Source organism: Saccharothrix isguenensis (genome assembly GCF_052936305.1).
The window spans coordinates 2,780,833-2,807,571 of the sequence record NZ_CP193626.1 but is presented as its reverse complement, the minus strand read 5'-3'; the positions used below and the strand labels follow the sequence as shown (position 1 = coordinate 2,807,571).

20 protein-coding genes are annotated in these 26,739 nt (G+C 71.6%); 11 read left to right on the top strand and 9 right to left on the bottom strand.

The window, feature by feature from the left end; genetic code table 11:
* Positions 1-19 precede the first annotated feature (19 nt).
* The 5 genes from ACRAKI_RS13255 to ACRAKI_RS13235 all read right to left on the bottom strand — a co-directional run bounded on the left by ACRAKI_RS13255 (position 20) and on the right by ACRAKI_RS13235 (position 5,727).
* Positions 20-694, bottom strand: coding sequence for an RraA family protein (locus ACRAKI_RS13255; protein WP_447007369.1), 675 nt, complete (start codon positions 692-694; stop codon positions 20-22).
* 75 nt (positions 695-769) lie between these two features.
* Positions 770-1,990, bottom strand: a complete 1,221-nt coding sequence (locus ACRAKI_RS13250; protein WP_447007368.1) for an aminotransferase-like domain-containing protein — start codon at positions 1,988-1,990, stop codon at positions 770-772.
* Complete coding sequence (locus tag ACRAKI_RS13245) at positions 1,987-2,556, bottom strand: flavin reductase family protein (protein ID WP_447007367.1); 570 nt, start codon at positions 2,554-2,556, stop codon at positions 1,987-1,989. The genes ACRAKI_RS13250 and ACRAKI_RS13245 overlap by 4 nt, the downstream gene beginning before the upstream one ends.
* Before the next feature lie 28 nt (positions 2,557-2,584).
* A complete protein-coding gene (locus ACRAKI_RS13240; RefSeq protein WP_447007366.1) occupies positions 2,585-4,150 on the bottom strand; it encodes a 4-hydroxyphenylacetate 3-hydroxylase family protein in 1,566 nt (521 codons plus the stop codon).
* A gap of 41 nt (positions 4,151-4,191) precedes the next feature.
* A complete protein-coding gene (locus ACRAKI_RS13235) occupies positions 4,192-5,727 on the bottom strand; it encodes an FAD/NAD(P)-binding protein (RefSeq protein ID WP_447007365.1) in 1,536 nt (511 codons plus the stop codon).
* Between the two features lie 515 nt (positions 5,728-6,242).
* Between ACRAKI_RS13235 and ACRAKI_RS13230 the strand changes: the two genes are divergently transcribed.
* The 9 genes from ACRAKI_RS13230 (at position 6,243) to ACRAKI_RS13190 (ending at position 15,883) form a co-directional block, all read left to right on the top strand.
* Entirely contained in the window at positions 6,243-7,766 is a 1,524-nt protein-coding gene (locus ACRAKI_RS13230) for an aldehyde dehydrogenase (protein ID WP_447007364.1), read from the top strand.
* Between the two features lie 77 nt (positions 7,767-7,843).
* Complete coding sequence (locus tag ACRAKI_RS13225; RefSeq protein WP_447007363.1) at positions 7,844-8,497, top strand: 2-keto-4-pentenoate hydratase; 654 nt, start codon at positions 7,844-7,846, stop codon at positions 8,495-8,497.
* Positions 8,498-8,516: 19 nt separating this feature from the next.
* Positions 8,517-9,317, top strand: a complete 801-nt coding sequence (locus ACRAKI_RS13220) for a 2-keto-4-pentenoate hydratase (protein WP_447007362.1) — start codon at positions 8,517-8,519, stop codon at positions 9,315-9,317.
* Positions 9,318-9,319: 2 nt separating this feature from the next.
* Positions 9,320-9,550, top strand: coding sequence for a 2-hydroxymuconate tautomerase (locus ACRAKI_RS13215; protein ID WP_447007361.1), 231 nt, complete (start codon positions 9,320-9,322; stop codon positions 9,548-9,550).
* A gap of 2 nt (positions 9,551-9,552) precedes the next feature.
* Positions 9,553-10,542, top strand: coding sequence for a VOC family protein (locus ACRAKI_RS13210; RefSeq protein ID WP_447007360.1), 990 nt, complete (start codon positions 9,553-9,555; stop codon positions 10,540-10,542).
* Positions 10,543-10,640: 98 nt separating this feature from the next.
* Complete coding sequence (locus tag ACRAKI_RS13205; RefSeq protein ID WP_447007359.1) at positions 10,641-11,873, top strand: Nramp family divalent metal transporter; 1,233 nt, start codon at positions 10,641-10,643, stop codon at positions 11,871-11,873.
* A 238-nt stretch (positions 11,874-12,111) separates the two neighbouring features.
* Positions 12,112-12,690, top strand: coding sequence for a hypothetical protein (locus ACRAKI_RS13200; RefSeq protein ID WP_447007358.1), 579 nt, complete (start codon positions 12,112-12,114; stop codon positions 12,688-12,690).
* A 193-nt stretch (positions 12,691-12,883) separates the two neighbouring features.
* On the top strand, positions 12,884-14,878 hold the full coding sequence (gene ligA, locus ACRAKI_RS13195; RefSeq protein ID WP_447007357.1) for an NAD-dependent DNA ligase LigA: 1,995 nt from the start codon (positions 12,884-12,886) through the stop codon (positions 14,876-14,878).
* 171 nt (positions 14,879-15,049) lie between these two features.
* The gene (locus tag ACRAKI_RS13190) at positions 15,050-15,883 is read left to right on the top strand and encodes an AraC family transcriptional regulator (protein ID WP_447007356.1); all 834 of its coding nucleotides are present in this window, start codon (positions 15,050-15,052) and stop codon (positions 15,881-15,883) included.
* Between the two features lie 62 nt (positions 15,884-15,945).
* On the opposite strand, the gene ACRAKI_RS13185 is transcribed toward ACRAKI_RS13190, so the two are convergent.
* Positions 15,946-16,251 (bottom strand): hypothetical protein, encoded by a 306-nt coding sequence (locus tag ACRAKI_RS13185; RefSeq protein ID WP_447007355.1) that lies wholly within the window; start codon positions 16,249-16,251, stop codon positions 15,946-15,948.
* A 608-nt stretch (positions 16,252-16,859) separates the two neighbouring features.
* Here ACRAKI_RS13185 and ACRAKI_RS13180 point away from each other — a divergent pair.
* Both ACRAKI_RS13180 and ACRAKI_RS13175 read left to right on the top strand, forming a co-directional pair.
* Positions 16,860-17,636: a DeoR/GlpR family DNA-binding transcription regulator gene (locus ACRAKI_RS13180; RefSeq protein WP_447007354.1), complete on the top strand. Its 777-nt coding sequence runs from the start codon at positions 16,860-16,862 to the stop codon at positions 17,634-17,636.
* Positions 17,633-18,808, top strand: a complete 1,176-nt coding sequence (locus ACRAKI_RS13175; protein ID WP_447007353.1) for an MFS transporter — start codon at positions 17,633-17,635, stop codon at positions 18,806-18,808. The genes ACRAKI_RS13180 and ACRAKI_RS13175 overlap by 4 nt, the downstream gene beginning before the upstream one ends.
* 106 nt (positions 18,809-18,914) lie before the next feature.
* Here ACRAKI_RS13175 and ACRAKI_RS13170 read toward each other — a convergent pair whose 3' ends face one another.
* The 3 genes from ACRAKI_RS13170 to ACRAKI_RS13160 form a co-directional block, all read right to left on the bottom strand.
* Entirely contained in the window at positions 18,915-23,183 is a 4,269-nt protein-coding gene (locus tag ACRAKI_RS13170; RefSeq protein ID WP_447007352.1) for a S8 family serine peptidase, read from the bottom strand.
* Positions 23,184-23,409: 226 nt separating this feature from the next.
* On the bottom strand, positions 23,410-24,279 hold the full coding sequence (locus ACRAKI_RS13165) for an AraC family transcriptional regulator (RefSeq protein WP_447007351.1): 870 nt from the start codon (positions 24,277-24,279) through the stop codon (positions 23,410-23,412).
* Between the two features lie 137 nt (positions 24,280-24,416).
* Entirely contained in the window at positions 24,417-26,726 is a 2,310-nt protein-coding gene (locus tag ACRAKI_RS13160) for a hypothetical protein (RefSeq protein WP_447007350.1), read from the bottom strand.
* Positions 26,727-26,739 lie beyond the last annotated feature (13 nt).

Sequence of the window (26,739 nt, the reverse complement as noted above, 5' to 3'; positions counted from 1 at the left end):
CGGTACCCCGTCCACCAGGTCAGATGTGCCCGAACCTGGCGAGCAGGTCGGCGAGGGTCGCGCCGCCGTTGATGAGGTCGCGCACCACGGCCTCCTTCTCCAGGAGCTCGTGCACCTCGGCCAGCACGGTGTCGGCCAGCGCCGGGGGCACCACGCCGACGCCGTTCTCGTCCGCGACCACGATGTCGCCCGGGTTGATCACGGTGCCGCCGACCTCGATCGGCACGTTCACCCTGACGGGCTCGCTCTGACCGGGCACCGCGGGCGGGCAGCGGCGCGGCACGACGGACCGGAACCACATCGGGAAGTCGAGGTCCCGCACCTCGTCCACGTCCCGGACCGCGCCGTCGACCACGCAGCCCGCGATGCCCGCCATCTGCGACAACGTGGTCATCAGGCCGCCCCACATCGCCATGTCCACCCGGCCCTGGCAGGCCAGCACGACCACGTCGCCCGGTTGCGCGCGCGGCAGGACGGGGAGGATGTCGACCAGCAGGTCGGCGGGCAGGTCGACGGTGAGCGCGGGCCCGGCGATCTTGTGCTCGCGGTTGACCGTCTGCCAGCCGCCGATCGCGCCGACGCCGGGCGACGCGTCGGCGACCAGGCAGCTGGGGCTGTAATGCCGCAGGATGTCGTTGAACGCCTCCACCTGCGCCTTGTCCGGGCGGACCACATCGTTGTAGACGGCTTTCATCGGTGTGCCTCTCGTGCGTGGGAAGGTCAGCCGGGGTGTCCGGTCGGTGTCAGGCCAGGTCAGCGTCAGGCCAGGTCAGCGCCGGTCCGCAGCGGCCAGCGCCGAGGCCAGCCGCCGCACGCCCTCCGGGATCGTCGCGTCGTCCACCCGGCTGTAGGACAGGCGCAGCTCGTGCTCGCCGCGCTGGTCCGGGTAGAACGCGGCACCCGGCACGTAGGTGACGCCGGCGGCGCGGGCGGCCTCCTGGAACGCGTCCGGGTCGACCGTGTCGGGCGCGGTCAGCCAGGTGAAGAAGCCGCCGTCGGCGCGGGTGAAGCGGACCCCTTCGGGCAGGTGCTCCGCCAGGGCGTCGGTCATGATCCGGCAGCGCGCCCGGTAGAACGCCCTGGACGCGAGGATGCCCTGGTCGAAGCGCCCGGTGCGGCCGTAGTCCTCCAGCAGCAGCTGACCGAGCCCGGAAGTGCACTGGTCGGTGTTCTGCTTGGCCCGGACGAGCTGGCTCACCAGGTCGGCGGGTGCGGAGATCCACCCGATCCGCATACCCGGCGTGAACGTCTTGGAGAACGTGCCGACCTGCGCCACCACGTCCGGGGCGAGGGACCACAGGCTGGGCCTGCGGGTGTCGCCGAAGCCCAGCTCGCGGTAGGCGACGTCCTCGACGATCAGCACCCCGTGCCGCCGGGCGAGCGCGACGAGGGCGTGCCGGCGTTCCGTCGACAGGCTCACGCCGGTGGGGTTCTGGTAGTCGGGGATGGTGTAGATCAGCTTCGGCGGCGTCCCCGGACCGGTCAGCAGGCGTTCGAGCGCGTCGACGTCCAGGCCGTCCGAGTCCACCGGCACGGCTTCGGCGCGGGCCGAAGCACGCTGGAAGCTGACCAGCGCGCCCATGAACGTCGGCGCCTCGACGACCACCCGGTCACCGGGGTCGACCAGGCACTTCACCACCAGGCCGAGGCCTTCCATGCCCCCGCTGGTGATCATCAGCTCGTCCTCGGCGGGACGCAGGCCGTCGTGGTCGGCCAGCCAGCCCGCGAACCAGTCGCGCAGACCGGGCAGACCCGCAGTCGGGCCGTACTGGAGGCTCGCCGGGTCCCCCAGGATCCGGGTGAAGCTCTCCGCCAGGGCGTCCTTCGGGAACGTCGCCGGGTGCGGGAACCCGCCGGAGAACGCGATGGTGCCGTCCCCGCCCGCCTGCTTCAGGATCGCGGTGATCACGTCGCCGCTGTCGTCGGCGACGTGCCGGGCGAACATCCGCTCCCACGGCAGTCGCCCGATCGCGTCGGGTGTTGTCGTCACTGTCCGCTCCCCCTCCTCGTCTCGTGCGCCCGCCAGTCCTCCGCCGGCCAGGCCGGTGTGAGCGCGCGTGGTTCTCCGTTGTAGAGCAGCAGGGGCACGCCGTCACGCGTCCGGAGGTGGTCGACGGCGGCCACGTGCAGCACGTGGTCGCCGGCCGGGTGCGAGGCGCGGACCGTGCACACCAGGTGGACGAGCGCCCCGGTGATGAGCGGGATGCCGTCGGTCCAGGTGAAGTCCACGGCGTCGGCCATCGCCTCGATGCCCGCGAAGTGCCGCGACACCGCGTGCTGCCCCACGTGGAGCACGGAGACGCCGTAGCGGCCGGTTTCGGTGATCCGCCGGTTCGACTTCGCCCGCGCCGCCACCGACACCAGCACCAGCGGCGGCTCCAGGGACACGGACAGGAAGGCGTTGGCCGTCATCCCGTGCGCCTCCGGACCGGCCGGCCCACCGGTGGCGGTGGTGATGACGGTCACTCCGCTGGCGAAGCGGCTCATCGCACCGCGCAGGTCGGCCGGCGCCACCCCGGCGGTGTCGAGCAGCCGTTCGGTCGTGCTCTCGGTCATCGGCATCCCCTTGACGTGCCCGGCCCGTTCAGCCGCGGGCGACGACGGAGATGTCCGACGGGTCGTAGAGACCCGGCTGGGTCCAGCCGTCGAGGTCGTACTCGGACATGCACTTGTCGACGAAACCCTTCAGCTCGTCGGCCATGCCCGAACCCTCGTAAGCCCACACGGTCTGGAAGCGCACGGCTTCGTGGTCGCCGCCGTAGTTGCGCTCGTAGAGCTCGTGCCGACCACCGAACTCGGTGCCGACCGAGTCCCACAGCAGCTTCATGAGCTTGACCCGGTCGATGGCCTCGACCCCGTTGGAGCCGCGCAGGTACTGGTCCAGGTACGGGCGGATCTCGCCGTTCTTCCAGTCGGAGGCGTGCGAGTTGAGGTAGATGAGGCTGCTGCCGAGGGTCTGCTCGAGGATCTCCTTGACCCGGGGGTAGCCGACGCCCATGAACGTCCGGTACGCCATGCCGAAGCGGCCGTTGGGCTGGACGCTGTCGCCGGCCCAGGCCTCCGGCGACTTCGCCATCGCGTCGGACAAGCCCCAGAACAGGTCGCGCCAGTTGAGGATCTCGCCGATCTGCGCCTGCACACCGCGGAAGCCGGACGTGCCGGTCATCTCCACGGCCTTCATCGCGCAGCCGGCGATGAAGTCGAGCTTCACGGCGAGGCGCGTGCAGCCGTGGAACGTGAAGCGGTTGACGAAGCCGGAGCCGTTCGCGAACGCGTTGGCCGACTCGGCGTCGTACATGAAGACGTTCTCCCACGGCACGAGGACCTCGTCGAACACCATGATGGCGTCGTTCTCGTCCATCCGGCTCGACAGCGGGTAGTCGAACGGCGTGCCCATCGCCTTCGCCGCCATCTCGTAGGACGCGCGGCAGAACAGCTTGAGGCCGGGCGAGTCCATCGGAACGGTGAAGACCAGACCGAACTTCTTGTCCCGCAACGGCAGCCCGTAGTGCGCGATGAAGTTCGCGTTGGTGAGCGCGGATCCCGTGGCGACGACCTTGGCGCCCGACACGACCAGCCCGCTGTCGGTCTCCCGCTTCACGTGCACGCAGACGTCGGCCGTCTCGTCGGCCGGCTTGTGCCGGTCGATCGGCGGGTGCACGATCGCGTGGTTGAAGTACAGCAACCGTTCCTGCGCGTCCTTGAACCACCGCAGCGCGTTCGCCTGGTATTCGCCGTAGAACTCAGAGTTCACGCCGAGCGTGCCGAGGAACGCGGCCTTGTAATCGGGGGTCCGACCCATCCACCCGTAGACCAGGCGCTGCCAGGCGACGATCGCGTCGCGCGACTTCACCAGGTCTTCGGAAGTGCGCGCGGTCTTGAAGAAGGGGTGGGTGAAACCACCGTTGCCCGTCTCGGTCGGCACGCGCAGGACGCCCTCCGCCTCGGGCTCGTGCAATGCGTCGTAGAGGCGGGCGATCGACCGCGCGCTGTTGTAGAACGCGGGGTGTGCGGTGACGTCGCGCACCCGTTCGCCGTAGATGTAGACCTCGCGGTCGTCGCGCAGCGAATCGAGGTACTGCGCTCCGGTCATGGGCCGGACATCGTTGGCGCTGCCTGCCGACTGGGGGTTGGGGGCGACGGTGGTCATGGGCTTCCTTCCCTGAACTGCGGTCTCGGGTAAGCGCGGCGTCATGCGGTCTGGAGGGTGGTGCCCGCCGCGGGCAGTCCATTCGCGGATTCGAGCAGGAGCAGGTCGTCGACGATGTCCCTGGCGCGGTCCACCAGTGACGGCATGCCGAAGGTGAAGAAGAGGCTGCCCCCGGCGAGATCGCCTAGCGCGTGGAAGCGGTGGTCGGCGACTCCGTCCACGGTCAGCCGGCTGGTGGCCCGGTCGACGTGCACCCCGCCGCGCGGGTGCGCCTGGGCCAGCCCGGCCGCCACCAGGCCGTCGACGAGCGGCTTGGCCATCGCCGAGGTGGAGCGGACGGCGGGGTTCACCGCGTTGACGACGACGTCGACCGCGGTGGTCCGGTCGGCCGCCGTGAAGGTGAAGCCCTCCCCCTCGGCGGCGACGTGCCGGACGCCGGGGACGATCTCCAGCTGCCCGCTGTCGACCATGCCCACGAGTTTCCGGGCGGCGGCTGCGGTCATGGGGCAGCAGATGCTCATCATCGCGCGGTAGTGGCGCCGGATCAGGTCGGACTTGTCCTCCTCGGGAAGGAGCGTCCAGACGTCCGGGCCGGTCGCCGGCACCGCGTACTGGAGGATCCGCAGTGCCCGGTCGGGCGAGTCGACATCGGCCAGGTGCCGGCGCAGGCGGGTGGTCGGGTCCTCCCGGTCGAGCGAGGCGAGTTCCGCGAGGACGGTCGCCGGGTCCTCCCCCGCGGAGATCAACTCGGCTCGCATCGTCTCCACGAGCTGGTCGAGCCGCACGGTCTCGCCGCGCAACGCGGCGTCGCGCAGCTCTTCCGGGCGGAAGTGGACCAGCCGGTGCGACACCGGCTTCTGGCGGACGGTCGGCAGCACTCCGCTGCGCGAAAGCATGTGGACGCGCCCGCGGTGTCCCTTGGCGGCCAACGCGAGCACGACGTCCACTCCGGTCAGCCCGCTGCCGAGCACCGCGACGTCCCGGTCGGGGTCGACCTGGCCGAGGGTCCTCGTCAGCGGGTAGGGGTCGACCACGTAACCGGGCGTGCCCTTGAGCCCGTAGTCGTCGGGCGGTGCGCCGCGGCCCGTGCAGAGGACGACACGGTCCACGACGGACACATCACCGTCGGCCGTGGTGAGTAACACCCCATCATCCGATGTGTCCGCTGACACGACCTGCTGGCGCACGACGGACACCCGCCAACCGGATTCGGCGAGGTTGACGAGCGCATCGCGGGCTGAGTCCTCCAAGTACTCGCCGTACATGCCCCGCGGGATGAACTTGATGCCGCACAGCGGATCCGTGTAGTCGTCCTCCCCTTGCACCTTCGGGTACCGGGACGCGAGCCACCGCGTGAAGTGCCCTCTGTCCCCGCTGCGAATCGTCATGCCCTCGGGTGCGATGTTCACCCGGACCGCGGTGACGTCCCGTTGGTACGGCCGCCCCCGCCAGAGGTGCGGTGAGGGGTCGAATACGGTGATCGCCCCGCCGCCCACGTCCGACCGGGCGAGTGCGTCGAGCAGGCACACGGTCGAAGCGCCGCCGCCGACGATCCCTATTCGTCTGTCGCTACGCATGGCGTCGAGCTCACCTGAGTCCCTCCTGGATCGTGCACGCGCACACCGACTGCCCCCCTGGGTTCGGAGGGCAGCCGAAAGGGAGGCGCGTGCGAACGCGCCACTGGTCAATGGGAAGAATGAGATGTCCCGGCGGTGAAATGCAGCCGAGAAAAGTCCCCAGATCGGCTGCAAGGGCGCCTGGCGAGTTACCAGAACGCCCTCCCCCGCTCCGACGCTACCTGGCCGGATACCCGAGGTCAACCAACTCCCGAGGGGGTTCCACAGTGCGGCTTCGAACGCACTTGCTTGACCGGTAGGGGTCCTGTGTGGAAGATGGATCGAGGTCACCGCGGGACGAGTTCTTCGTGGCATACCTTGAGCCGTTCGGCCGAGGAGATGCCGACGGGAGCGTCCTTTCGGATTAATCCTCCACCCTCACCCACCAGCATCGCTCCGACCCGGAGCGATGCTCCCGCACGCCGTGAACTCCAATCGCGGCCGAAGTCCCAGAACTGCACCGATAAGATTTCTCGATGCCTGTGTCCGCAATGCGGACGGAGTTGGGGAGATTTATGTCCGCAGTACGTGACGGACAAACCGGGCAAGTCGCGCCGGAAGTGCGACACCTGATCAACGGCGCCTCGGTGCCTGCGGCCGGCGGGGAGACGTTCGAGACCCGCGACCCGCACGACGACCGGGTGCTGGCGACCGTCGCGCGCGGTGGGGCGGAGGACGCGCGGGCGGCCCTGGCGGCGGCCCGCACGGCGTTCGACGAGGGTCCGTGGCCCCGGATGACGCCGCGCGAACGAGCCCGGGTGCTGCACGCCGTCGCGGACGCGGTCGACGCCCACAGCGAGGAACTGGCGGAGCTGGAGACCCGTGACGCGGGCAAGATCATCCGCGTGACGCGGCGCGCCGACATGCCGCGCGTAGCCCACAACCTGCGCTTTTTCGCCGACTACGCGAGTTTCGCGGCGGACTCGGCATACCCGGACGGGCCACTGCTGTCCTACACGCTGCACCCGCCGGCGGGCGTCGTGAGCGCGATCAGCCCGTGGAACGCGCCGCTGATGCTGGCGACGTGGAAGCTCGCGCCGGCGCTGGCGTTCGGCAACACGACTGTGCTCAAGCCCGCACCGCAGACCCCCCTGACCGCGGCCAGGTTCGGGGAGATCGCCCTGGAGGCGGGCCTGCCCGAAGGCGTGCTCAACATCGTGCACGGCTTCGGCGGTGACGAGGTGGCCGGGCCGCTCACCAGCGACCCGAGGGTGGACCGGATCACCTTCACCGGGTCGACCGCCACCGGGGTGAAAGTCATGGCAGCGGCGGCGGCGAATCTCACACCGGTCTCGGCGGAGCTCGGCGGGAAGTCCGCGAACATCGTGTTCGACGACGCGGACCTGGACGTGGCGGTGCCGGAGTCCATCAAGGCGGCATTCGCCGGCAACGGTCAAGTGTGCTTCGCGGGAACCCGGTTGTTCGTCCAGCGCGGCATCCTGGACGAATTCCTGAGCCGATTCACCGAAGCGGCGGCGAAGATCGTGGTCGGCGACCCGAAGGACCCGGCGACGGACATGGGGCCACTGATCGAGAAACGCCACCTGGACAAAGTCCACAGCTATGTGGAGCTGGCCGCCGAAGAAGGCGGAAAAGTCGTGACGGGTGGCGCGCGGGTGACGTCGGCGGGTTTGGGCGACGGTTTCTACTACACCCCGACCATCATCACCGGTTTGTCGAACGAAAGCCGAACCGCACAGGAGGAGATCTTCGGACCGGTGGAGTCGATCATTCCCTTCGACACCGAAGAGGAAGCGATCACGCTGGCGAACAGGAGCCGTTACGGGCTGTCCGGGATCCTGTTCACCAGGGATCTCGACCGGGCCCACCGGCTGGCCGCCCGGTGGCGCGCCGGGACCGTGTGGATCAACACCTACCTCGACCGCGACCTGCGCCTGCCGTTCGGCGGTGAAGGGGCCAGCGGGGTGGGCCGGGAAGGCGGCCAGTACTCGCGCGAGTTCTTCACCGAGCCGCGCGCGGTCATGGTGCGCGTTCGTTGAGCCACGACTGAGCCACGACTGCGCCACCCCTGAGCCGCGCCACGCCGCCAGGACGTCCCACGTACGAAGGGGGAGGAATGGTCTCGACCGAGATCGCCCAGGAGAAGCAGGGCAAGCACCCGCCCGAGCGACCGACGCGCCCGTACGGCTACGTGGTCACCGCGACATCGCGGGTCGCGCAACGCGCGCTGCGCGTGGACAGGCCGGTGTTCGGGGAGTTGGCCGCCGCGGACTTCCGGCCCGAGCACCAGCCGATCGACGTCCGGTTCACCGCGCCCACCGTCCAGACCGGACTCGCGTTCGTGCTCGGCCGTCCGCTCGCGGGTCCGGACGTGACCGTGGTGGACGTCGTGCGTGCCGTGGACCACGTGCTGCTCGCCGCCGAGATCAGTGGATCGCCCGAGTCCGCGGACTCCACGGGATCGCGCCGGATCGTCGTGCTGGGCACGCGACCGTCCAGTGTGGACGGGATCGACTTCAGGCTGGCGGGCTGCCTGCTGCACCGCGACGGCGAGCTCGTCGAGACCGGCGCCGGCGGGATGATGCTCGGTTCACCGCTCAACGCCTTGGTGTGGCTGGCGAACGAGGCCTTCGGCGAAGGGCTCGCCCTGGCGGCGGGCCAGGTCGTCCTGGTGTGCTCGATGACCAGGGCGGCGGACCTGCCGGCGGGCGCGGCAGCCGTCGTCTCCGTCCCCGGTCTGGGGTCGGTCACCGCGGTGCTCGGGGCGTGACGGCGATGGAGGGAACCCGATGACCGGATCCACCGACGTCCGACCCGGCGACGTCGCCCGCGCCGCGCAGGTGCTGCTGGACGCCGAGCGGTCCCGGACCGCCCGTGGTCCCATCACCGCGCTGTGGCCGGACCTGGACCTGACCACCGCCTACACGATCCAGTTCGAGGCACTGCGCCGCCGCCTGGACCGCGGTGAACGGCTGATCGGCGTGAAGCTCGGGCTGACGTCGCGCGCCAAGCAGCGGCGGATGGGCATCGACTACCCGTCCCTGGCCTGGCTCACCGACGCGATGGTCCTCCCCGCCGGTGCGCCGCTGCCGCGGGAACGGTTGATCCACCCGAGGGCGGAGCCCGAGATCGTCTTCGTGGTGGGTGGCCGGCTGGCCGGTCCCGGCGTCACCGCGGCCACGGCACTGCGGGCCGTGTCGAGCGTGCACGGCGGGATCGAGGTCATCGACAGCCGGTACCGGGACTTCAAGTTCACCATGCAGGACGCGGTCGCGGACAACAGCTCGTCCGGCCTGTTCGTCCTCGGGCCGGTCGCCGTCTCCCCCGAACGGCTGGACCTCGCGCACGAGGCCTGCCTGCTGGAAGTGGACGGTCAGGTCGAGGACGCCGCCACCGGCGCCGCTGTGCAGGGCCACCCGGCCGAGGCGCTGGCGCTCGCGGCGAACCTCCTGGGCGCCAGGGGTCTCGCCATCGAACCCGGCTGGCTGGTGCTCACCGGCGGCATGACGGACGCCGTCCACGTCACACCCGGCGCCCGCGTCGCCGCGCACTTCACCACCCTCGGAACCGTCACGCTCGCAGGAGGCTGACCGTGCCGTTCATCGACGTGTCGCTCGGGACCGGGCGCACGCCCCAGCAGATCCGGGACCTGATCCACGAGTTGACCGAGGCCGCGCACCGGGCCGTGGGCGCGCCGAAGGCCAACATCCGGGTCGTCATCAGAGAGGTCGAGCCGGCGCACTGGGCGGCCGGCGACGTCACCATCGCCGAGCGGACCTCCGCCGCGGCGGCCACCACTGAGCACAGCGAACAGGAGAAATGACGATGTCCGACCTGGACCCGGAGTTCCGCCGGCACGAGATCGCCCATCTGGCCCGGGTGGAGCTGCACACACCCGACCCCGACGGCACCCTGTGGTTCTTCAAGGACCTGCTCGGCATGTACGAGACGTACCGCGAGGGGCAGTCGGTCTACCTGCGCGGCTACGAGGACCCGTACCAGTGGAGCTTGAAGGTCACCGAGGCCGCGCAGCCCCGGATGGACCACTTCGCCATGCGGACGGCGTCGCCGGACGCCCTGGAGCGGCGGGTCAAGGCGATCCGGAACGGCAACGTCGAGGGCAACTGGCACGACGGTGACTACGGGTACGGCAAGACGTTCCAGTTCGACACGCCCGACGGCCACCGGATGAACCTGCTGTGGGAGGTGGAGAAGTACCAGGCGCCGCCGGAGCTGAAGAGCAAGATCCTCACCCGACCGTCGAAGAAGCCGTTGCAGGGCCTGCCGATCAAGCGCATCGACCACCTGAACCTGCTCGCCAGCGAGGTCACCCCGACGAAGAAGTCGTTCGAGCGCTACCTGGGCATGCAGACCCGCGAGCGGGTCGTGGACGGCGAGGTGGAGATCGGCGCCTGGTTGAGCAGCAACATCCTCGGGCACGAGATCGCGATCATGCACGACGCCCGCGGCGCGCGAGGCCGGTTGCACCACGTGGCGTTCTACTACGGCGTGCAGCAGCACACGGTGGACGCCGCGGAGATGTTCCGGGACTACGACATCAAGATCGAGGCCGGGCCGGACCGCCACGGCATCACCCAGGGCGCGTTCCTGTACGTGTTCGAGCCCGGGGGCAACCGGATCGAGCTGTTCGGCGACCCGGGGATCCTGGAGCTGGAGCCGGACTTCGAGACCAGGACGTGGACGATGGCGGACATCGACACGGCCACCGCCATCGGCGGCACGAACCTCCCCCAGGAGACGTACTTCACCTACGGCACTCCCCCGGTGGCAGACCCCGAGGCCGAGACGGCCTGAGGCCGCGCGCGGACGCCGGCGGGGACTGGCGGACCACCCGTCCCCGCCGGCGGTGTCACCACGAGCACTCACCACGAGCACTCACCAGGGAGGAAGGCGTGACGACCACACCCGTTCGCAGGAAAGCGGCCACCCTGCGCGGTAGGGCCGCCTTGCTGGGCCCCGCCTTCGTCGCCGCGATCGCCTACGTCGACCCGGGCAACGTCGCGACGAACACGGCGGCCGGCGCGCGTTACGGCTACCTGCTCGTCTGGGTCCTCGTCGCGGCGAACGTCGTGGCGGGCCTCGTGCAGTACCTGTCGGCCAAGCTCGGCCTGGTGTCCGGGCGCTCGCTGCCCGAGGCGGTCCGGGACCGGCTGCCCAGGCCCGCGCGGCTGGCGTACTGGGGGCAGGCCGAGATCGTCGCGATGGCGACCGACCTGGCCGAGGTGCTGGGCGGGGCCATCGCGCTGCACATCCTGTTCGGCCTGCCGCTGCTGTGGGGCGGCCTGATCACCGGCGTGGTGTCGACCGTGCTGCTGTTCGTGCAGGACCGGCGGGGGCAGAAGCCGTTCGAACGGCTGATCACGACGTTCCTGGTGGTGATCGCGTGCGGGTTCGCGGCGGGGCTGCTCGTCGCGCCGCCGACGGCCGAGGCGTTCGGTGGCCTGGTGCCCCGCTTCGACGGGACCGACAGCGTGCTGCTGGCCGCGGGGATGCTCGGGGCCACCGTCATGCCGCACGCCGTGTACCTGCACTCGGCGCTCGCGCGTGACCGCCACGGTCACGTCACGGGGCCCGCCGTCCGACGCGTGCTCGCCGCCACGCGGGCCGACGTCGTCATGGCGATGTTGCTGGCCGGCGCGGTCAACCTGGCGCTGCTCCTGGTCGCGGCGAGCGCGCTCCGGGGCGCGGAGAACATCGACGAGATCTCGGGCGTGCACGCCGCCATCGGCGCGAACCTGGGCGGCGGGATCGCGTTCCTGTTCGCGATCGGCCTGCTCGCCTCCGGGTTGGCGTCCACGGCCGTCGGGAACTACTCCGGCGCGGTGGTGCTCGACGGGCTCCTGCACGTGCGGGTCCCTCTGCTGCTGCGCCGGGTCGTCACGCTCGTCCCCGCCCTCGCGCTGCTCGCCTCCGGCTTCGACCCGACCGCCGCACTGGTCCTCTCGCAGGTGGTGCTGTCGATGGGCATCCCGTTCGCGCTGGTGCCGCTGGTCCGTCTGACGTCGTCGACCGCGACGATGGGCGACCACGTCAACCGGCGGGCGACCACCGTGTGCGCGTGGATCGCGGTGGGGGCGATCATCGCGCTGAACCTGACCCTGGTCGGCCTGGTGGCGACCGGTTGAGACGCCGGCCGCTGCGGGGAACGGGAACCCGAAGATCAACCACCGGATTGTGCGGCGGAACGGGGGAATGATCCCGGAAAACCGAAGTGACCAATGTCGGCCCCGCATTCGGCAATGGCGCCTGCCGATTCGCTGCTCTAGCGTTCGACCACGTTCGCGCGAACACGTTCGGCACGCCGTGACCGGCAAGCGGTCCTGTCTCGCCTGTCGGTTCTGACGCTGGAATCAGGGAGTGAACGTGAAGGAACCTGTTCGCCGATCCTCAGCCCGTCGGGTCGCGCTGGCCTGGGCGGCCCTCGCCGCCGCGTCCGCCGTGCTCGCCCCGCCCGCCGTCGCCCAGGCGGAGATGAGCCCGGCCGCCTGCGCGAACCCGGGTCAGGTGCTGGTCAACCCGGGCTTCGAGAGCGGTCCGGCCGGCTGGGACGGCGCCAACTGGTCGATCCACACGTGGACCGGGAAGGCCGCGCCGCACTCGGGCAGCTGGTCGGCGTGGCTGGGCGGGGCCGCCGCCCCCTCGGTCGAGTCGCTGCGCCAGACCGTCACCATCCCCGCCGGCTGCACCAACTCGACGCTGTCGGTGATGCTGAAGATCAACACGGCGGAAACCCTGCCGGTCGCCTACGACACCTTGACCGTCCGCGTGGGCACCACCACGGTCGGCCGCTTCTCCAACGTGGACAAGGGTGACTACCGGCTGCGGTCGTTCGACGTCGGCGCCTTCGCCGGCCAGACCGTGACGATCAACTTCATCAGCCGCGAGGACTTCGACGTCCAGACCTCGTTCATCCTGGACGACGTCGCCTTGACGACCGGCTGACCGGACGGCCGCGTGCCCGGCGGAATTTCGCCCGCCGGGCACGCGGCACCCGGGAAATCGTTGTCGAATGACGTTTCGTTGCGCCGGTGGCCATTCGGAGAAGTGCCCGAAGAGTGCGGCGTGGCCCTCGGACTCGTCACCGCCCGCCGTTGATCGGCGGGCGGTGTCGGTGGTCGCCGGTAGCTTGTGCGACGTGAACGCTGAGGAACGCATCCGGGAGCTCGCGGACCAGGTTGTGGTGTTGCGCGACGCTTACTACCGGGGTTCGCCGTTGGTGGCGGACGCCGAGTACGACGCCATCGAGGACGAGTTGCGGGGGCTGATCGAGGCCAACCCGGAGTCCGCGCCCGTCCCCAACCCGCTGGAGCAGGTCGGCGCGCCCGGGGTGCTGCACGCGCCCGTCCGGCACTCGCGGCCGATGTTGTCGCTGGAGAAGGCGACCCGACCAGAGCAGGTCGCCGCGTTCTTCGACCGCTTCCCCGGTCAGCCGGTGGTCGTCATGCCGAAGCTGGACGGGCTGTCGCTGGCCCTGGTCTACGAGGACGGGCGGCTGGCGCGTGCCGTCACCCGCGGTGACGGCACGACCGGTGACGACGTGACCATGCTGGTGAAGGCGCTGATCGACGGGGTGCCGGGCCGGGTCGACGCGTCCGGGCGGGTGGAGGTGAGGGGCGAGGCGGTGATGTTGCGCTCCACGTTCTCCGCCTACAACGCCGCGCACCCGGACAAGCCCCTGATCAACCCGCGCGGGGCTGCCGCCGGCACGTTGCGCGCGAAGGACCCGGCCACGGTCGCCGAACGGCGCCTGCAGTTCTTCGCCTTCGACCTGGACACGTCCACCGACCCGGACGCCTGGACCGACCTGGAGAACGGCCTGGGGGAGCTCGGGTTCACCGGCGCCGACATGCGCCACTGCGTGGACGCGGCCCAGGCGCAGGTGGTGATCGGGGAGATCGAGGCGCAGCGCAACGACCTCGACTACGACCTGGACGGCGCGGTGCTGCGGCTGGCCGACCGGCACGCCTACGCCGCCGCCGGCACCCGGTCGAACTCGCCCCGTGGCGCGCTGGCGTTCAAGTTCGCCGCCGAGGAGAAGACGACGGTGCTGGCCGACGTGGTCTGGGACGTCGGCAAGACGGGCAAGATCGCCCCGGTCGCCTGGCTCGAACCGGTGTTCGTGGGCGGCACGACGGTGACGCGGGCGACGCTGGCCAACCAGGAGGTCATCCGGGCGCGCGGCATCATGATCGGGGACACGGTGCTGGTCCGCCGCGCGGGTGACGTGATCCCGTTCGTCGCCGGTGTGCTGGACGAGTCGAAGCGCACGGGCGCGGAGCGGGAGATCGTGCCGCCCACCGAGTGCCCGTCGTGCGGGCAGGGCCTGACCGAGCAGGGCAACAGCCGGGAACTGTTCTGCACCAACGTAGCCTGCCCCGCCCAGACCGTGCGGCGGCTGATCCACTGGGCGTCACGGGCGGCGGCGGACATCGAGGCCGTCGGTCCGGTGTGGATCGAACGGCTCGCCGAAGCCGGCATCCTCGAACACCCGTCGGACTTGTACGGCCTGACCAAGGAGCAGCTGCTGGAGTTCGACCGCATCGGCGAGACCTCCGCGACGCGCATGATCGAGTCGATCGCCGCCAGCCGTCGGGTCGGGCTGCGCCGGGCGCTGATCGGGCTCGCCATCCCGATGGCCTCCGAGGGAACAGCCACCCGCCTGTGCCGCGCGGGGTTCGGCTCCTTGGAGGAGGTCGCCGACGCCGGGGAGGAACGGCTCGTCGCCGTGGACGACATCGGGCCGAAGGTCGCCGCATCCCTGATCGAACACCTCACCCGGCTCCGGCCCGAGCTGGAGCGGCTGCGCGAGCGCGGCGTCTCGCTGGACGTCCGGGAAGAGGACCTGCCGCCCGTCGTCGCGTCCGACGCGCCACTGGCCGGCAAGACGGTGGTGGTCACCGGCGCGATCAGCGACCCGCGCTCCGGCGAGAAGGTCCCCCGCCCCACCTTCCAGCGACTGTGCGAGAAGGCCGGCGCGACCACCGCGTCCTCGGTCTCGGCGAGCACCGACTACCTGATCACGGGCGCCGACGTCGGCGCGAGCAAGCTCACCAAGGCCGAGAAGCTGGAGGTCGAGGTGGTCGACCAGGGGGTGATCTGGCAGCAGTTGATCGCGGCCGGCATCGCCTAGGAGGTCGGCGGGTCGTCAGCCCCGGTGGGGCTTCGGGTGGGCCACCGGGGCGCCCTCGTACAGGATCGCCATGCCGCCGCAGGCGCAGCGGCGGTACTCGACGCCGCCTTCGGAGGTCGGGTGCCTGGACAGCAGCTTCCACGAGTGCCGTTGCGCACCGGACGTGCAGTGATGACGGAAACCCGCCACGTCGAGGTGGCCCCGACGCGTGCCCAGTGGCTCGCGCCGGGAGCGGCCATCGACGCGCACCGGCACGACGATCACCAGATCGTCTACGCCGGTCGCGGGGTCCTGGCCGTCACCACGGACGCCGGCTCCTGGGTCGCACCGGCCACCCGTGCCATCTGGGTACCCGCCGGCACCGTTCACGCCCACCAGGCGCGCGGCCGGCTCGAACTGCACCTGGTCGGACTGCCCGCGAACCAGAACCCGCTCGGGCTGGACCGGCCCACGGTGCTCACGGTCGGCCCGCTGCTGCGCGAGCTGATCCTCGCCTACACCCGTCCCCCGCACGACGACAGCCCGGAGCGCGAGCGGCTGCGGGGCGTCCTGCTCGACCAGCTCCGGGCGTCACCCCAGCAGCCGCTGCACCTGCCCGCTCCCCGCGACCCCCGGTTGCGGGCGCTGTGCGCGATCCTCACCACCGACCCGGCCGACGACCGGACCCTGGCCGCGCTGGGCAAGGAGGTCGGCGCCGGCGACCGCACCCTGACGCGGCTGTTCAAGTCCGACCTCGGCATGAGCTTCCCGCAATGGCGCACCCAGCTGCGGCTGCACCACTCCCTGGTCCTGCTGGCCGACGACCTCCCGGTGACGACGGTGGCGCACCTGTGCGGCTGGTCGTCGGCGAGCGCGTTCATCGAGGTCTTCCGCCGCGCCTTCGGCGTCACCCCCGGAGCGCACCGGAGGTGGGCCCCGGTCAGGACGGGCGACCAACCCGGTCCTCGACGCCGGGGACGGATTGCCGGAGATCACCGGGTGGGTGCGGTGCAGGTCGGCCGGTGAGGCTCCGTCCAGCAGGTCGACCACGCGCAGTCGGCCGGTGACGGCGTCCACCGCGCACCGGATCAACCGCCGAGCCACCCCAGGTCGGCGCTCGGGTCGAGTGCGACCTGCTCGGCGACCTGGAGGATGTCCTCACGGGTCAGCGCGGTGTCCGCCGAGTGGAGCACCGTACCGCCGTGCACGGTGAGCCGGCGCCCTTCGCCGAGGTCTGCCGTCAGCACCCAGTCGGTCCGGTACCCGGCCTGGGTGGACTTGTCGCCGGTGAGCTTGGCCAGGCGGCCGGCCACTCCCCGGACGGTCACCTCCTCGCCTTCGACGGACGACTCGCCGTCGATCGTGCCGAACCGGACGGAGGCGTACGCGGCCATCGTCCGTTCCGCGAAGAGGTGCGCCTCCCAGGCGTCCGGCGACTCGCCCCCACCGTGGTGAACAGGGCGGTGACGCCGCCTGGCAGCGGGCCGGTGTGGTGCAGCGGCAGGTGGAGCCGCGTGTCGTCCGGCCGCACCGAGCGTGCGATGCGGAACAGGTCGTCCTCCGACAAGCCTGGTTCCGGCGCGGAGCGCTTCAGCTTCGTCTCCGGGTCGACCTGCCACGTGATGGTCGTTTGGCCGTCGAAGTAGCCGGGGTTGCCGTTGATCTCGACCACGCGCCCAGGGGTGCTCCGCGCCAGGGTGGTCCCGTCCGGGTCCACGGGGATCGGCGGCGCCGGGGGTCACGTCCTGCGGCGAGGTGTAGGCGTGCAGACCGAGGTTCGCCATCTCGTCGGCGGGCGTGGTCGTCCAGGTCCGCGCCACGCCCACCTTGGGGTGTCGGTCGTGAGCGGGACGCTGCGCTGCCGCTCGGTCAAACCGGGCGCAGACGATCATCCGGGCGTACACGCTCACCGGCTACCGCTCACCGGCGAGCGGTCGCACAAAGAGCGACCATAAGCACAAACTGCTTGTTCGAACGAACATCATTTGCCACAGTTGCCCACGTGAAGAACACTGACCGGCACCGGGTGATCGTCGACCGGCTCCGCTCCGGCGCACAGGTCGCCGTGGCGGAGCTGGCGGCGGTCACCGGGGCGTCGGAGATGACCATCCGCCGCGACCTCGACCTGCTCTCGGCGAGCGGTGTGCTGCGCCGGGTGCACGGCGGGGCCGTGCCGCTGAGCCCGGCAGGCGTCGAGCCGCCGTTCACCGCGCGCGCCGCCACCGCCACCGCCACGAAACGCGCCATCGCCGCGGCCGCCGTCGAGCTGATCCGGGACGGCGAGACGATCGTGCTGGACAGCGGCACGACGGCGGTCGAGGTGGCCAAGCTGCTGCGCGGCCGTGCGGTCACCGTGATGCCGTTGTCCCTGCACGCGGTGCGTGAACTGCTCGACGCGCCCGAAGTGCGGCTGCTGCTGCCCGGCGGCGAGCCGAGGCCCGGTGAGCTGGCGATGGTCGGCCCCCTGGCGCTGGCGTCGCTCCGGGCCTTGCGCTTCGACGTCGCCGTGCTCAGCCCCTGCGCGTACGGCCTGGAGGCCGGGCTCACCGCGCACAACCTCGCCGACGCCGAGGTGAAGCAGCAGGCGATGGCCGTGTCCGGCCGGACGATCGTGCTCGCCGACAGCACGAAGTTCGACCACACCGCGCTGGCCCACGTCTGCCCCGCCGACCGGCCGGACGTGCTGGTCACCGATTCGGGCGCCCCTGCCGGCGTGCGCCTCGAACTGGCCGAACGCGGGGTGCTCGTGCACGTCGCCGAACCACTGGAGAACCTGTGACGACCGCCCTGCCGCGCGCTGCCCGCGTCGCGACGTGGATCTACTTCAGCCTGAACGGGTTCGCCGTCGGCCTGTGGGTGGTGCACATCCCGAACGTCGAGCGCGCGGCCGGCATCTCGCACAGCGCGCTGGGCGGGCTGCTGCTCCTGCTCGGCGGCGCCGCGTTCCTGGGCATGCAGATCGCCGGTCCGCTCGCCGACCGGTTCGGCCAGCGCAAGCTCCTCCCCGCGGCGGGGGTGCTGCTCGGCACCGCCCTGTTCTTCCCGGGCCTGGCCGAGTCGTGGTGGGCGCTGGGCCTGGCCCTGCTGTTCTTCGGCTTCGGCAACGGCACCATCGACGTGGCGATGAACTCGCACGCCGTGGTCGTGGAACGCGCCTACCCGAGGCCGATCATGGCTTCGTTCCACGCGATGTGGTCGATCGGCGGCGCGTTCGCGGCCGTCGTCGGAGCGGTCACCCTCGGGGCCGAGGTGCCGACGGCGGTGACGTTGAGCGCCTGCGGCGTGTTCACCATCGTGGTGTCGCTGCTGACGGGCCGTTTCCTGATCGACGCGGACGTGCCGGAGCCGGAGGAGACGACGTCGTCCGCCCCGGCGGCGAAGCCGTCCGCGAAGCTGGTGTGGCTGCTGGGCGCGATCGCGTTCGCCATGATGCTCGCGGAGGGCGTCGCCAACGACTGGGCCGCGCTGCACGCCGAGGATGTCCTGGGCACGTCCACCAGCACGGCCGCGTTCGCCTACGGCTCGTTCGCGGTGGCGATGACCATCGGCCGGTTCGCCACCGACCGGGTCGCGGCGCTCGTCGGGCCGGTCGCGATCGTGCGGTACGGGGCGGCGCTGGCCGCGCTCGGGCTCACGCTCGTGGTGTTCTCGCCATGGGTGTGGCTGGCGTTCACCGGGTGGGCGTTGTTCGGCCTCGGCCTGTCCGGCAGCGTGCCGCAGCTGTTCTCGGCCGCGGGGAACCTGGACAAGCGGGCGTCCGGCGCTCTGATGGCGCGGGTCGTGGGGCTCGGCTACGTGGGCCTGCTCGCCGGTCCGGCCCTGATCGGCGGCCTGGCGCACTGGATCCCGCTGAACGTGGCGTTCCTGGTGCCGGTGGTGTTGTGCCTGCTCGGGGTGGTGTTCGCGAACGTCCTGGCACCGCGTCCGCAGCCCGTCCTGTCAGAACGCTGACATCTCCGAACGCCGACCATCGGAAGTCTTCGCGGTCGGACCCCTGACGGGTCCGCCGCCCGGCCGTCCGGTCCCGTGGCAGCTGCCACGGGACCGGACGTCCTGCCTACCGGACGCCTACCGGTTCGGCCACGAGCAGCTCGTCGGCGTTGGTGACGGAGATACCGCCGCCGGCGAACGTGTCAGTGACGTTGTACGTCCCGGGCGTGCGCAGCAGCAGCGACATCTGCCACGTGCGCTCCGCCCCGGCGGCCACCGCCGCGTCGGCCACGACGGTGCCGGTCAGCGCGCTGCCGTCGCGGGTGAGCGCCACCCGCTGCCACTTGTTGTCGACCTTCAGCCGCAGGACCACGTCCTTCGGCGCCAACGCCTGCTCGGCCGCGATGCGGACCGTCCAGGCCATCGGCCCGGAGTCGGCGGTGCCGCTGTTGACCACGCGCACGTCGTACGGGGTGTGCGTGTCCGGTGCGAACGTGCCCCGCGTGTCCGTCACGGACACGTCGGCCACCGGCTCCGGCCCGACCCGCAGCTTCGCCTCACCGGTGAGGCCACCGGAGTAGCCGCCGGTGTCCACGTCCAGCGCCAACCGGTACGCCCCGTTCGGGGTGCCCGGTTCGACCGCGAACGTGTGCGGCCGCGCGTTCCAGTTGATCGAACCGGCGCGCACGGGGGTGCCGTCCGGCGCGAACAACCGCAGGACCGGCTTCAGCTCGTTCGGCGCCGCGGCCCTGACCAGGCCTTCGACGTCCTCCAGCGCCGCACGCTCGGGCAGGGCCAGGAACGGCCGCACGGCCGAGGCCATCACGGTCGCGAACGGCACGCCGTGCGCGTCGGTCACCGACCAGTCCACGGTGGCCTTGCCGTCCGCGCCGACCACGACGTCGCCAACGGCGACCTTCGCGGGGCCGCCGAAGGCGAACGGGACGTCGTACGGGGTGGTCCAGTCGAGCCCGCCGACCTTCGTGCTCGGCAGGAACCAGTCCTGCTCGAGGTGCTTCACCGAGTGCACGGTGACCGCCTCGTACCGGTCCAGTGTCGCCACCAGGGTGCCCGGTTCGTAGCGGTACCCGTGCGGCGCGGTGGCCGAGGGCCGCAGGAACACCGAGCCGGTGTGCCGCTGGTCGGCGGCGTCCAGCGCGATGTTCGTCCGCACGGCGAAGTTCTCCCCGACGGACGCGGCCTGCCTGCTCGCCAGCACGCGCGGCGCGAACGAGATCGCGTCGTCGTCGATCACGGTGATCTGCCGGTGCAGCAGGTAGGCGTCGCCGCCGCCTCCAGGCGTCGGCTTGCGCACCACGAGCGTGTACCTGCCGACCGTGTCCGGGATCTCGAACGACAGCTTGCCCGCGCCGTCGGTCTTGCCGAGGGAACGGAGCTGGCCCGCGCTGATCAGCTCGACCGTCGCCCCGGCGAGCGGGCCGACCGCGGCGGCACCCGGTGCGTCCACTGTGGACACAGCGAGGTCGACGCGCGGCGCGCGCACCCGGAACGAGCCGGTCAGGTGTCCGACCTGGACCGTGAAGGTGCCCAGCTTGTCGGGGTCGACCGTCCACGTGACGGTCTTCGCCTGGCCGGCCGCCAACTGCACCGGCGTGGTCGTGTGGACCGCGCCGCCGACCGTGAGCACCGCGTTGTAGGTGCCCGCCGACGATCCGACGTTCTTGACCTGGACCGTCACCGTGACGTTCTCACTGGCCTTCACCAGGCCCGGCGACACCTTCAGGTCGTGCACGGCGTAGTAGGGCTGGTTCGGGTCCGGCGCGGGTGACGCCCAGTCGATCGCCTTCAGGAACAGGTCGGTCGCCTGCGGCGTCCAGTCGGCCGGGCCGCGGGACGCCGACACACCGTGCAGCGACAGCAGCACGTGCCGGTTGGTGGCCCGCTGGTCGACGCCGATGCCGCCGCCCATCACGCCGTCGACCGTCCGGCCGAGGCCCGCGATGGTCTGCCTGCCGTCACCGGAGTAGCCGTCGAACCACGCCACCCACTTGGCCTGGGTGCTGTCGTCGAGCGGGATCTTGTCGCCCACCGCGTACCCGTCGAAGATCGGGTGCGCCGCGGTGACCTCGTAGTACGACACGGCCGACGTGCTGCCGCCCGTGTTGGACCCGGTCGTCGCCGGCTGCTTGGTGTGCGCGGACAGCTGCCGGATGCCGTTGCCGGTCGTGTAGGCGTGGTCGGTGAAGATCACGCCGGTGCCGTTGGCGTCCGTCGCGTCCAGGAACGCCTGGAACCTCGCCGCGTCGTAGTTCGACGTCAGGGTTCCGTAGCCGAGCACGACGGTCGCGTGCTGCGCCGCCTTGTCCAGCTCGTTCCAGTTGTAGTAGGTGGTCTGGACGCCGCGTGGCGCGAACACCACGTCGCGGTACTGGTTGGCCCGCGACTCCGAGCTGTCCACGATCGCCACCGTGCGCGGTGGGGCGCCGAAGGCGAAGTCGGCCGTGGCCGCCTCACCGGCGACGACGGTCACCTCGACCGCGCCGGGCGCCCGGAACGTCGGGTAGGTGGCGCCCACCCGGTAGGTGCCGGCGGGCACGCCGTTGATCGTGTACCTGCCGTCGGCGCCGGTCACGGCGGAGAAGTCGGCCGGCACGCCCAACACCTTGACCGCGACACCGGGGATCCCGGCGCCGGACGAGTCGAGGCTCGCGACACCGGTCACCCGGCCGAAGGGCGCCGGCGTGAGCACGACGTCGACCGTGGCGAAGGAGTTCGGCGCGACCGTGACGTTGGCCGTGCGCTTCTCGAACCCGAACGCCTCGACGGCGACGGTGTAGTCACCGGGTTCGAGCCTGCTGGCGAACGAGCCGTCCGCCCCCGTGGCGACCGTGCGGCCACCCGGCTCGATCCTGACGGTCGCGCCGGAGACCGGCGAGCCGGACGCGGCGTTGGTGACCTTGCCCTGGGCGCCCGAGTCCAGCGCGACGAACCGCGTGGCCTCGTAGGCGTTGATCCGGCCCCGGCCGAACCGGGTGTCCGGCGGGGCACTGGCGTACCGGTCGTCCCAGAAGCCGGTGTCCGCCAGCACGTTCAGCACCTCGGTCACCGGCAGGGAGCCGGCGGCCGACAGCATCAGCGCGACGACGCCCGAGGTGTGCGGGGTCGCCATCGAGGTGCCGGACAGGGTCCGGTAGCCGCCGCCCGGCGAGGCCGAGTACACGTCGACGCCCGGTGCGGAGATGTCCGGCTTGACCCAGCTGCCCGGCCAGTCGGCGGGCGGGCTGGTCCACTGGTCCTTGCGCACCACGCCGCCGCACGAGAACGACGCGACGCTGTCGGAGCTGTCCGTGGCGCCCACGGCGACCGCTTCGTACACGTTGCCGGGGCTCGCCGTGCCGGCCGTGCCGCAGTTGTTGCCGATGGCGAAGGCCGGGAACGAGCCGAGCGCGCGGATCGCCCGCGTCGGCTGGATCATCGTGTTCTGGAAGCCGTTGCCGCCCAACGACATGCTGACCACGTCCGCCGGACGGCCGGCAGGGTTGCCCGCCGCGTCGACCGGTGCGACGGCCCACTGCATGCCCGCGGCGACCTGGGCGAACGAGCCGCTGCCGCCGGGGATCACCAGGCCGTGCATCATCTCGGAGCCGGGCGCGACACCGATCGCGGTGCCGGAGGTCGCACCGCCGTGGATGGTGCCCGCCACGTGGGTGCCGTGGTAGGCGGAGTCGCGCGGCGCCGAGGCGACCAGGTTGCCCGACGCGTCGAACTCCATCCAGCCACCGGGGTGGTGGGGGTCGCTCGGGTTGTCGGTCACCATCTTCCCGGCCAGGTCCGGGTGGCTGATGTCCACACCGGTGTCCAGGGTGGCGATGCGGACGCCACTGCCGTCGACACCCAGCTCGCCCCAGACCCGGGCCGCCTCGATCTTCTGCAGACCCCAGGTGAGCTCGGCGGACGGGGTGACGTCCGCGGTGCCGGCGACCGGCTCGGGCGCGACCACCTCGAAGTTCGGGATGAGCTGCTCCACGCCCGGAACGGCGGCGAGCGAGCTCAGCGTGTCGGTGTCCGCGGGGAACTCGACCAGCAGCATGTTGGTGAGCCAGAAGCGGTTCACCACGGTCGCGGTCTCACCGATGGCCGCGGCGACGTCGGCCTGCGTGCCGGCCGCGTGGTCGTGGAGGGTGGCGAGCACCTCGTCGCGGTCGCCGGACAGCTCGGCGTTCGGGAGCATCAGCAGCGCCTGCACCGGCTCGCCCGCCGAGGCCGATCGGACCTGGGCGACGAGTTCGGGCGCGATGGACGCGGGCGTGGAATCCGGGGACTGGCTGGTCGGGGAGAGTGCGGCGAACAGACCGAGCGCGGTGGCGATGGCCAGCGAGGGTCTTGCCACGACGCACAGGGGGCGTCTGTGCTTCAGCAGGGGGATGTGGGGCACCCAGCGTCTCCTTGGTGTGGTGATTTTGTACCTATGAGACTGGTTGAAAATCACTACCAGTCAATGGGTCGCATGGCTCTACACCGCGAGCCGAATGCCGCACGTGGCCAGTCCTTTCGGCGGCCACCTCAGGTCGGGGCGCAGGACGCGTGCGGCCCGACCGGCTCCAGTCCGGGTGCCGGTCGGGCCGGGGTTCCTCACGCTGTTCGGGTTCCCGCAGGGGCGGTCACGCGGGTTCGACGGGCAGCCACAGTTCGCAGGTGGCGGTGCTGAAGTCGTCCGCGCGGTCGAGGAACGCGACGATCGAGGGTCCGGGCCTCAGGCGCCACGGGTTGGACGGGAACCAGTCGGTGGCCGTCGCCGCCCAGGCCGCCTGCAGCGTGTCGGGGTGCGGTCCGGCCGTGCGGAAGATCGCCCACGTGCCGGCCGGCACCTCGATGGCGTCGAGGTCGTCAGGGGCCCGCGTGCCCCGGTCGACGGCGACGCCGTGCAGGTAGGTCAGCTCGCTGCCCTCCGTGCGATCGGGGTCGAGCTCGTCGCAGACTTGCAGCAATCCTGCCGGTTCGGTGTCGCCGAGGGCCTTGAGCCGGACGTGCTCCTCCTGCGGGAGTGAGGTGACGTGCCGGTGGATGTGCGGGTTGACGCCGTGGTGGACGAGCGGCACGCGGACGGCGTGTCCGACGAGCTTGAACGCGGGGCGATCGACGATGCGGGTGTCCATGGGGGTGATCCCTTCGACGGTCAGGCGGAACCTGAGCTGCGGCTGTGCGCGAAGGGGGCCTCCGTCTCGGCGGACGTCACCGGGGTTGGCGCCGTGGACGGCCCGGAACGCCCGTCCGAACGCTTCGGTCGAGCCGTAGCCGTAGCGGACCGCGATGCCGAGCAGGTCGTCCGCGCCCCGGACGACCTCGGCGGCGGCGACCGTCATGCGGCGCCGGCGGACGTACTCCGACAGCGGCATGCCGGCCAACGACGAGAACATCCGGCGCAGGTGGTACTCGGTCGTGCCGAGCGCCCTCGCCACCACGCCGACGTCGAGTTCTTCGGTGAGGCGCTCCTCGACCAGGTCGACGAGCCGGTTGAGTGCCAAGATCACAAGCCCTCCTTCGACACCAACCCTGACCGACGAGCCCCCGCCCACACCCGATCGCAGCGATCCGATGCGATCAGTGGCCGCACCCGGTCCCGTCACGAACGCGCTGAAGTCCTCCGGAGGACCTGGTGGACCCCGGGTCAGCTGCGACCGGCGTGGACCAGGAACGGGTTCGTGCCCTCGGCCCAGCCGAGGAACCGCAGGCCTGCGCCTCGCCGCACGGTTCCGGCTGCCGTGAAACGGCCACCGCGGAGCACGTGCAGCAGGCCTTCGACCGCCGGTTCGAGCACGGTGCCGCGCGTCTCCCCCGCCAGCCTTTCCACGTGGGCGAACTGCACGGCGGGCTCGCAGAAGCCGAGCAGGAACAGGGCCTGCCGCCACGCGTACGCCGCGTTCTTCACCTGGATCAACGCCGCGTGCAGGTGGTCCGCGGGCTGGCCCAGCCGGCGGACGATCCAGGCGAACGCGCACCACGCCGGCTCCGGCGCCCGTTCGCGCAGCTCGTCGGTCAGGTCCAGGCCGTCGACCAGCACGGCGAGGTTGTGCGTGGTCAGGATCTGGCTCTGCTCCAGCACCATGCCGTTGGCCGCGACGGAGCCACCGGAGGTGCCCGCCCGACTCCGGCACAGCGCCGCGAAGTCCGCCGAGGTCCGCCTGCCCCAGCGGAGGACCGTGCGCTGGGGCTCGGGCCAGTCCGCCGGCAGGTCGTAGTAGTTCGCGTAGACCGTGTCGGCCAGCAGACGACTCGCCACCACGGCAGCGTCACGCCACTTCGGCGTGAACGTGCCGGTGAAGATGTCCGCGGCCACCTCTTCCACGAGCGGCAGCTCCAGCCCTGCCTGCTTGGCCAGCGCCCTCAGCTCGGTCATCAACGGGTTCGGCAGCAGTGCGTGCGGGAACGCGGTCAGCGCCAGCATCGTGGTCTGCCGCAGCACGCGATACGCCGTCGCGGCGTTGTCCGGCCGAGGTGACCGGAAGGGGGCGAGCGCCTCCACCCACGGCAGCTCGGTGAACCGCACCTGGTGCTCGAGGTTGAGCAGCAGGAGGCCGCGGCGACGTCGGAACGCCGTGTAGGCCTGCTCGTGCAGCCCCGCCGCGGCCGGGTCGTCGATCGCCGCGCTGAGCAGCCGCGAGGTGAGCTGCGGCAGCACGACCGCCAGCGTCTCCCCCGACGTGATCAAGCCGAGGCGGACCAGCTCGTCCACCGGTGCTTCGAGCGCTCGCGCGGCCTTGTGCACCAAGCGGTCCGGCATCGCCGTGCCGCGAGGGACCTCGGCGGTCGTCTCCGCTTCCGACACCGCGGCCGACGCGACGTCGAGCGACGGCAGGCCGCCCTCCGCCGGGTACCGGTCCAGCCGGCGCGCGAGCACACCGGCGAGCGCGGCGGTGGTCGGCGCCGCGACAGCCGCCGCCTGAGCGGTGCGCCACGCGTCGCGCTGGTCGGACTCCGGGGCGCCCCGCCGGCTCACCGTGTTCGCGATCGCGCGGCGGACCCAGCCGACGTCCCGTGCGGTGAGCGCGTCGCTGCCGTCCGGACAGGACTCCAGGGCGGCGCGCAGTCTCGCGAAGTTGCCCTTCGGGTTGGTCTGCCTGCCCGAGAGCGCGTGGGTGCGGGACGCCTCGGCGAAGTCCGCGAGCCACTCGGCCCTGGCCGCCGCCCAGTCCGCGGGCCACGTCCGGCACGGCCGGCCGCCGCGCACGGTCCCGTTCTCGTCGAGGTGCGGCAGCTCACCGTCGACGGTGCGACACCACAACGCGACCAGCCGGTCGTACAGCGGGTCCCACACGGTCAGCGTGTCGCGCATCGTGGCGATCCGCACCGGCACCCGCACGGAACGCACCGAGGCGACGGCCTCCTTCACGGAGGTGACGCGGACGGCGGAGTGCGACGGCCGGGTGGTCGGCGCGAACCGCGGCGTCAGCCTCAGCCGGTGCATCAGCGGGCGCAGCTCGGCGATCAGGTCGAGGGCCTGCTCCGGGGAACCCCTGTCCAGCAGCAACGCCACGACAGGCAGCGCCGCGTCCTCCGGCACCTCGACCCGGTAGTGCCCGCTGCGGAGCGCGTCCAGCAACTCGGCCTGGCCGGCGTCGCCGAGGTACCAGAGGTTGAGCCGTTCCCGCTCGTTGCGGCCGGGCACGTCGTCCGGGAGCGAGGCGGCGCGGGCCGTCTCGTCCTCGGACAGCGGCACCTCGGCCAGGTACCGGCCGGTCGCGAATCCGCCGTGCGCGACTTCGAGCGTCACCCACGCCGGGGTGTCCGCGACGGGGGTGCGGGAGCCGACCGTGAGGGTGCCGTCGGCCATCCCGTCGACGACGTCCTCCCAGCGCCGCAGCTCGCCCAGCGTCCGCTCGCGGTCGGCCCCGGTGCGCGCGGAGGCCGCCGTGGCCATCGCCCGTGCCAGCCGACCGGTCGCGTAACCGGACGAAGCGGTGCGGATCTGGTCGGACACGGCGCACTCCACG